This is a genomic window from Brevundimonas sp. (assembly GCF_030656255.1).
In the GTDB taxonomy this organism is placed as follows: Bacteria; Pseudomonadota; Alphaproteobacteria; order Caulobacterales; family Caulobacteraceae; genus Brevundimonas.
Genome location: NZ_JAUSOE010000079.1, coordinates 21100 through 27987, shown reverse-complemented (window position 1 = coordinate 27987; position 6888 = coordinate 21100). Strand labels below are relative to the sequence as shown.

At 65.8% G+C, this 6888-nt stretch carries 7 protein-coding genes; 4 read left to right on the top strand and 3 right to left on the bottom strand.

All coding sequences use genetic code 11. The features are described from left to right. From Q7J26_RS08775 to Q7J26_RS08765, 3 genes are all read right to left on the bottom strand, one after another. On the bottom strand, positions 1-847 hold an 847-nt coding region (locus Q7J26_RS08775), incomplete at its 3' end, for a deoxyhypusine synthase (protein WP_304936076.1). 41 nt (positions 848-888) lie between these two features. Continuing rightward, the gene (locus Q7J26_RS08770; protein WP_304936075.1) at positions 889-1263 is read right to left on the bottom strand and encodes a four helix bundle protein; all 375 of its coding nucleotides are present in this window, start codon (positions 1261-1263) and stop codon (positions 889-891) included. Positions 1264-1299: 36 nt separating this feature from the next. Continuing rightward, positions 1300-2565: a type III PLP-dependent enzyme gene (locus Q7J26_RS08765; protein ID WP_304936074.1), complete on the bottom strand. Its 1266-nt coding sequence runs from the start codon at positions 2563-2565 to the stop codon at positions 1300-1302. A 373-nt stretch (positions 2566-2938) separates the two neighbouring features. Between Q7J26_RS08765 and phnC the strand changes: the two genes are divergently transcribed. The 4 genes from phnC (at position 2939) to Q7J26_RS08745 (ending at position 6825) form a co-directional block, all read left to right on the top strand. After that, positions 2939-3748 carry a phosphonate ABC transporter ATP-binding protein gene (gene phnC, locus Q7J26_RS08760; protein ID WP_304936073.1) on the top strand — a complete coding sequence of 270 codons (810 nt, stop codon included), beginning with the start codon at positions 2939-2941 and terminating at the stop codon, positions 3746-3748. Further along, entirely contained in the window at positions 3745-4773 is a 1029-nt protein-coding gene (gene phnD / locus Q7J26_RS08755) for a phosphate/phosphite/phosphonate ABC transporter substrate-binding protein (protein WP_304936072.1), read from the top strand. The genes phnC and phnD overlap by 4 nt, the downstream gene beginning before the upstream one ends. After that, the gene (gene phnE, locus Q7J26_RS08750) at positions 4770-5660 is read left to right on the top strand and encodes a phosphonate ABC transporter, permease protein PhnE (RefSeq protein ID WP_304936071.1); all 891 of its coding nucleotides are present in this window, start codon (positions 4770-4772) and stop codon (positions 5658-5660) included. The genes phnD and phnE overlap by 4 nt, the downstream gene beginning before the upstream one ends. A gap of 97 nt (positions 5661-5757) precedes the next feature. Further along, on the top strand, positions 5758-6825 hold the full coding sequence (locus Q7J26_RS08745; RefSeq protein WP_304936070.1) for a substrate-binding domain-containing protein: 1068 nt from the start codon (positions 5758-5760) through the stop codon (positions 6823-6825). Positions 6826-6888 lie beyond the last annotated feature (63 nt).

The window sequence follows — 6888 nt, the reverse complement described above, 5'->3', positions numbered from 1 at the left end:
CGGCGACGGTGATCTGGACCGCATAACGGTGCATCTCGGCCTCGACGCCCAGGATTTCGGCGCAAACGACGGTGTCCTGGGCGAAGTTCTTGGGCACGCCGCCGCCGACCATGAACAGGCCGGTGACGCCGGCGGCGATCTTGATGTCGGTCAGTTCGCGGAAGTCAGCGATGGCGTCCAGCATCAGATAGGGCTGGCCGGCGGCCGCGCGTTCCTTCTGGTGCTTGACCAAACCAAAGCCGGCCGATGAGTCGACGAAGGCCGGGCAGAAGATCGGCACGCCCTCTTCATAGGCGGTCTGGATCAGCGAGCCGGGCTTCTTGGCGTTGCCCTCGCTCAGCCACTTGCCCATCTCCCAGATGAACTCGCGGCTGGAATAGCCGCGCGGCTCCAGCCGGTTGGCGATCTCCAGGATGGTGTGGTCGCAGGCCTGAAGCTCTTCCTCGTCGATATAGGTGTCGTAGATCCGGTCGACGTAGTTTTCACGCAGGACGTTGTCGTCCACCTCGCCGGCGGCCTGATAGTGTTTGAAGCCCAGGGCCTCGAAGAAATCCATGTCCACGATGGAGGCGCCGGTGGCGACGACCGCGTCCACCATGCCGAACTTCACCATGTCGCGGTACACATGCATGCAGCCGCCGGCCGAGGTCGAACCGGCCAGGATCAGCCAGGGCGAGCAGTCCTTGTCCTCGATGGCCATGGAGAAGATGTCGGCGGCGCGGGCGGTGTCGCGCGAGCTGAAAGACATCTTGCGCATGCTGTCGATGATCGGGCGCGCGTCGAAGGACGTGTTGTCCACGTGCTCGACGACATTCTGCAGAAGCTGGGCCTTGGTGTTGGCAGTCATGGGTGACTCGTGAATCGTGAGGCGTGAATGGTGAAGTGCGGTCAGTCGTGCCGCCGTTGCTTCAGTCGCGTCGAAAGGGCGGAGAGCATACGCCCGATCCGATCCATGTCAGCAAGCAAAGGCTGGAGATTGTCAGCTGTCAGATAGCCTAGACGCGCGGCGATGAGGAGATGAGTTTCGACCTCCGCGAGTGACCCGCGCGCGATGCCGAGGAAGTGGACGAACTCACCTGTTCCGTTTCGGCCTGCACCCTCCGCGATATTGGCGGCCACACTGACGGCTGAACGACGAACCTGACTGATCAAGCCAAACCGCTCGTCAGACGGCCAAGAGACCGAGCAACGATAAACGGCTTCAACCCAATCAAGCGAGAGCTTCCAGACGTCGAGATCGCGGTGGGTTCGCAAGTCGGTCATGGCTGACAATCACGACTCACGATTCCCCCCTCACGATCAGCGTCGTGACTTCTTCCTCTGACCGGCCTTACCTTTCGGACGTGACAGACGCACGACCTTGCGGGCGTTCTCCTCGGCCGTGGTGCGCACGGTGGGGATGGAGCGCGGAGCCAGGCCGTAGAGCGAGGCCATCGGGGCGTCTTCGACGATGGCGATGTCGTGTTCGCCATAGCCGTTGAAGCCGGTCGACATGGCGACGCCATAGGCCCCCAGCATGCCGATTTCGATGAAATCGCCTTCGCGGATGTCGGCCGGAAGCCAGAACGGACCCGGCATGTGGTCGATCGAGTCGCAGGTCGGACCATAGAACTGGAACGCCTTCAGCTCGCCCGACGCCTCGCCGTCCCGGACCAGTTTGGTCGGGAAGGGCCAGCGCGAGTGGGTCGCGTCGAACAGCGAGCCGTACGAGCCGTCGTTCAGATACAGGGCGTCGCCCTTGCGCAGGTCCACACGGGCCAGGATCGACGAGGATTCGGCGACGATGGCCCGGCCGGGTTCGCACCACAGCTCGGTCGTTTCCGACACCGGCATCTCGTTGAAGCCGCGATGGATGGCGTCGGCGTATTCGCTCATGTCCGGCGGAACCATGCCGGGATAGACCGAGGGGAAGCCGCCGCCGACATCGACGATGTCCACGATGACGCCCGCGCGGCTGATCGAACGGCCGACCTGGGCCATGGCCGCCTGATAGGCGGTTGGGCGCATGCACTGGCTGCCGACATGGAAGCTGACGCCCATCAGCCCGTCCTTGACCGCCTGGCGCGTGGCCAGCAGCAAGGCGGGGGCCTGGTCGGCGGGAACGCCGAACTTGCCCGACAGGGTATAGGCGGCGCCGTCGGCCGAAACCGCCATGCGCACGATCAGATTCAGGTCGTCCGCGCCGCCGGTGGCGTCGAGGATCTTGTTCAGCTCATCGACGCAGTCGAGCGAAAAGGTCCGAACGCCGTGTTCGAAATAGGCCTTGGTGATTGCAGACCGGCTCTTGACCGGGTGCATGAAGGCCAGGCGAACGTCATGGCTGACCGAGCGAACCAGCTCGATCTCGGCGATGGACGCCACGTCGAAACCGCGAACACCGGCCTCGATCAGGGTCTCGATGACCCAACGCGACGGATTCGCCTTCACAGCATAGAAGACGTCGGCCTTTAGATTATCCTGGAACCAGCGCGCCGCTACGGATACCGAACGCGGTCGCACGAGGGCGACGGGACGTTCAGGGGACCGCTCACGGACCAGGTCCAGGGGAAGCTGATACGTGCGCAATTCACGTAACCCCCTGCTAATTGTTAAACCCAGACCGGCGTTAGCGGCGCAGACAGGACCTACGGGGTCCGCCGGAAGCCGCGATATGGGGGCATCGGACTGTCATGTAAAGGGGTTTTTTCGTGGCGGGGCCTGGGTTTGGACTGTCACAAATCCCCTGCGGCAGCGTCACAGGCCCCCAGGGGCCCACGGTCGAGCTTTCCGCACTGATGATGAAAGGTCTGGGACCCGTCCCGATACGGATGATCGCGGCATAAAGGGCGACGAACGGCGTGGCTCTGGACGAGATTACGCCTGCCGTGCGATTAAGACTTGCTCAACAGCCCTTGTCGCGTCATGCGGCGCCCGTTCGCCACAGCCTCCCAGCGAGTTCATGACCTCATCCGCAGCCGCCGTCGCCCCCGGGCTTGTCCTGGCGCGTGACGTGTCGAAGACTTTCGGATCGCGAAAGGCGCTGGACGGCGTCTCGATCTCCGTGGCCTCGGGCGAGATGGTCGCCCTGATCGGTCCATCGGGATCGGGCAAGTCCACCCTGCTGCGCTCCATCACCGGCCTGCAGTCGATCGACGCGGGCAAGGGGACGATCAGCGTCTTTGGTGAAACCGTCCAGAAGGACGGGCGCGTCACCGGGGCCGTGCGCCAGGCGCGCGGCAAGCTGGGCATGATCTTCCAGCAGTTCAATCTGGTCGGACGTCTGAGCCTGTTCTCCAACGTCATGCTGGGCGCCCTGGGGCGTCTGCCGGCCTGGCAGGGTCTGCTGGGCCTGTGGCCCCAGGCCGACAAGGATCGCGCCATGGCGGCCCTGCACCGGGTCGGCGTCAGCGACTACGCCGGGCAGCGCGCCAACACCCTGTCGGGCGGCCAGCAGCAACGCGGCGCCATCGCCCGCGCCATCGTGCAGGGGGCCAAGGCCATCCTGGCCGACGAGCCCGTCGCCTCGCTGGACCCCGTATCCGCCCGCAAGGTGATGGAGCTGCTGGTCGAGCTGAACCGCCGCGACGGCATGGGGGTGATCGTCACCCTGCACCAGGTGGACTACGCCATCCGTTACTGCGACCGCGTCATCGCCCTGCAGGGCGGCAAGATCGTCTATGACGGCCCCGCTACAGGCCTGGATCAACAGCGCCTGATCGATATCTACGGTCCTGAATTCGAGGACGCGTTCTGGGAGACCAAGGCATGAGCCAGTTTCAAGCGTCCTTGACGCGCCGCTTCATGTCCAAGGCCGGGGCCGCCGCCCTGGGCGCAGCGATGATCCTGGGCCTCGCCTCGTGCGGCGGGGGCGACGAGAAGACGGCGGCCGGCGCCATGCCGTCGGAACTGACCTTCTCCATCCTGTCGGCCGAGGGCCAGGCCTCTTCGGGCCCGCTGTGGCAGCCGCTGCTGGACGACATGTCCAAGGCCGTCGGCGTGCCGGTGAAACCCTTCTTCGCGGGCAACTACAATGTCCTGATCGAGGCCATGCGGTTCAACCAGACCCAGGTGGCCTGGTTCTCGGCCAAGCCGGCGCTGGAAGCCGTGGACCGCGCCCAGGGCGAGGTCATCGCCCGCATCGTCGATCCGGAAGGGCGCGACAGCTACACCTCGACCCTGGTCGTGCGCAAAGGCTCGGGCATCACGCTGGACAAGGTGCTGGCCTGCGGCAAACAGTATGACTTCGGCATCGGCGACGCGCAGTCGACCTCCGGCACCCTGGCCCCGCTGACCTTCCTGTTCAATCCGCGCGGCATCGTGCCCAACCAGTGTTTCAAGACCGTGCGTTCGGCCAGCCACCAGGCCAACGCCTTTGCTGTAGCCACCGGCGTGGTCGACATCGCCACCTCGAACTCGGTCAACACCGTCTTCATGCGCCGCGAGAACCCGCAACTGGCCTCGCAGATCGAGGACATCTGGGTGTCGCCGCCGATTCCGGAATCCGGCATCGTCATCCGCGAGGATCTGGACCCGGCGCTGAAGGAGAAGCTGCGCAGCTTCTTCCTGACCTACGGCCAGGGCCAGGGGCCTGAGGCCGAGCGCCAGCGCCAGGTGCTGGCGGGCCTGAACTATTCGATGTTCCGCGCCGCCGACGACACCTACCTGGATCCAGTGCGTGAAATGGTCGCCGACCAGAAGCTGAGCGAGGCCAGGGCCAAGAACGACCAGGCCGGCGTCGCCGCCGCCGAACGCGATCTGGCCGCCCTGCGCGCCAAGCGTGAGGTCCAGCCTTGACCGAAGCCAGCCTCGACATGGCGGCCAAGGGCGGCGTCGCCCCGACCGCCATTCCCTCGGCGCCGACCAAGTCGCTGTCGGCCACCCCGTTCGACCTGATGCTGTGGGGCGGGCTGGCGATCATCCTGATCGCCAGTTTCGGCAAGGTGGACATGCAGAATTTCGGCCGGCTGTTCTCGGGCTCGTCGAACATCTCCACCTATGGCGCAGACCTGCTGCGGCCCGACTGGGGCGCCATCTTCCCGCCCGGAGACTTCTGGACGTCGTTCACTCATGTCTTCACCCAGCCGACGACCAGTCTGGCGGGCCAGATGTGGCTGACGGTGCAGATCGCCCTGTGGGGCACCTTCCTGGCCGTCTTCATCGCCCTGCCGCTCAGCCTGATGGCGTCGCGCAACATCGCTCCGGGCTGGATGGTCTTTATCGTGCGCCGGTTCATGGACCTGCTGCGGTCGATCCCCGACCTGGTCATCGCCACCCTGTTCATCGTCGCCGTGGGCCTGGGTCCGTTGGCGGGGGTGCTGGCCCTGGCGCTGAACACCGGCGGGGTTCTGGCCAAGCTGTTCTCCGAGGCGGTCGAGTCGATCGACAAGGGGCCGGTCGAGGGCGTGCGCGCCACCGGCGCCGGCAAGCTGCACGAGATCGTCTGGGGCGTCTTTCCTCAGGTGGCGCCGCTGTGGACCTCGTTCGCCCTGTATCGGTTCGAATCCAACAGCCGCGCGGCCACGGTGCTGGGCCTGATCGGCGCAGGCGGCATCGGCCAGACCCTGTTCGAGAGCATCCAGGCCTTCGACTACAGCCGGGTCGCCGCCATCGCCATCGTCATCGTGGTCGCCGTGACCCTGATCGACACCCTGTCCCAGGTCATGCGCAAGCGCCTGCTGTAACGGCCGGCGACGCGGGCGCCCTATCCGGGACGCAGGAAAAACAGTCACACTCGTCTGGTCTAACCGTCGTGAAATCGATGCTCAGGGAGATCTTCAAATGATCCGCACACTGAAACTGGCGACGGCGACCGCCGCCCTTCTGGCCCTGGCGGCCTGCGGCGACGGCGGTTCCGGCGGCGGCTCCAGCGCCCGTTCGGGCATCTGGTCGGCCGGTTCGTCGACCGTCTTCCCCTTCGCCACCCGCGTGGCCGAGAACTTCGCCCGCACCGCCGGCGGCGCCGCGCCCCGCGTCGAATCCCTGGGCACCGGCGGCGGCATCCAGGCCTTCTGCCAGGGCGTCGGCCCGAACACCCCGGACATCGCCAACGCCTCGCGTCAGATGAAGGCGTCGGAGTTCGACCTGTGCCAGAAGAACGGCGTCACCGACATCGTCGAGATCAAGATCGGTTTCGACGGCATCGTCGTCGCCACGGCCCGCAACGGCAACAGCTTCAACTTCGAACTGAACGACCTGTACGAAGGCCTGGCCAAGGAAGTGCCCGGCCCCGACGGCCAGTTCATCGCCAACCCGGCCAAGACCTGGAACGAGGTCAACAAGGGCCTGCCGAACCAGCGAATCCAGGTCTATGGCCCGCCGCCCACCTCGGGCACGCGCGACGCCTTCCTGGAGCTGGGCATGACGCCGGGCGCCAAGCTGGTGCCCGCCGCCGCCGCCGTCGAAGCGTCCGACCCTGACCGGTTCGAGGGCCTGGCCCACACCCTGCGCGAAGACGGCGCCTGGATCGACTCAGGCGAAAACGACAACGCCATCGTCCAGACCCTGACCCGCACCCCCGGCTCGCTGGGCGTGTTCGGTTATTCCTTCCTGGAACAGAACCTGGACACGGTGAAGGCCGAGACCATCGACGGCGTCACGCCCAACGCCGACACCATCGCCAGCGGCGAATACCCTCTGTCGCGCAGCCTCTTCATCTATGTGAAGAAGGCCCATATCGGCGTGATCCCCGGCCTGCAGCAGTATATTCAGGAATTCCTGTCGGAAGGCTCGGCCGGCAAGGGCGGCTATCTGGCCGACCGCGGCCTGATCCCGCTGCCTGAAGATCAACTGCTCGCCCAGCGCGCGACCGCAGCGGCCATGACCCCGATGCAGCGTCCCGCCAAGTAAGGCGGAACCGACGGCCGTCCTGCCCCTTCATTCGCCGGTCCGCACCGGTTAAGAGGGGCGGGA

Bases quoted from the DNA above. Each gene is read 5' to 3' on its own strand.
- phnC (WP_304936073.1), top strand. From the start codon at position 2,939: ATGACCTCATCCGCAGCCGCCGTCGCCCCCGGGCTTGTCCTGGCGCGT.
- Q7J26_RS08745 (WP_304936070.1), top strand. From the start codon at position 5,758: ATGATCCGCACACTGAAACTGGCGACGGCGACCGCCGCCCTTCTGGCC.
- Q7J26_RS08770 (WP_304936075.1), bottom strand. From the start codon at position 1,263: ATGACCGACTTGCGAACCCACCGCGATCTCGACGTCTGGAAGCTCTCG.
- phnD (WP_304936072.1), top strand. From the start codon at position 3,745: ATGAGCCAGTTTCAAGCGTCCTTGACGCGCCGCTTCATGTCCAAGGCC.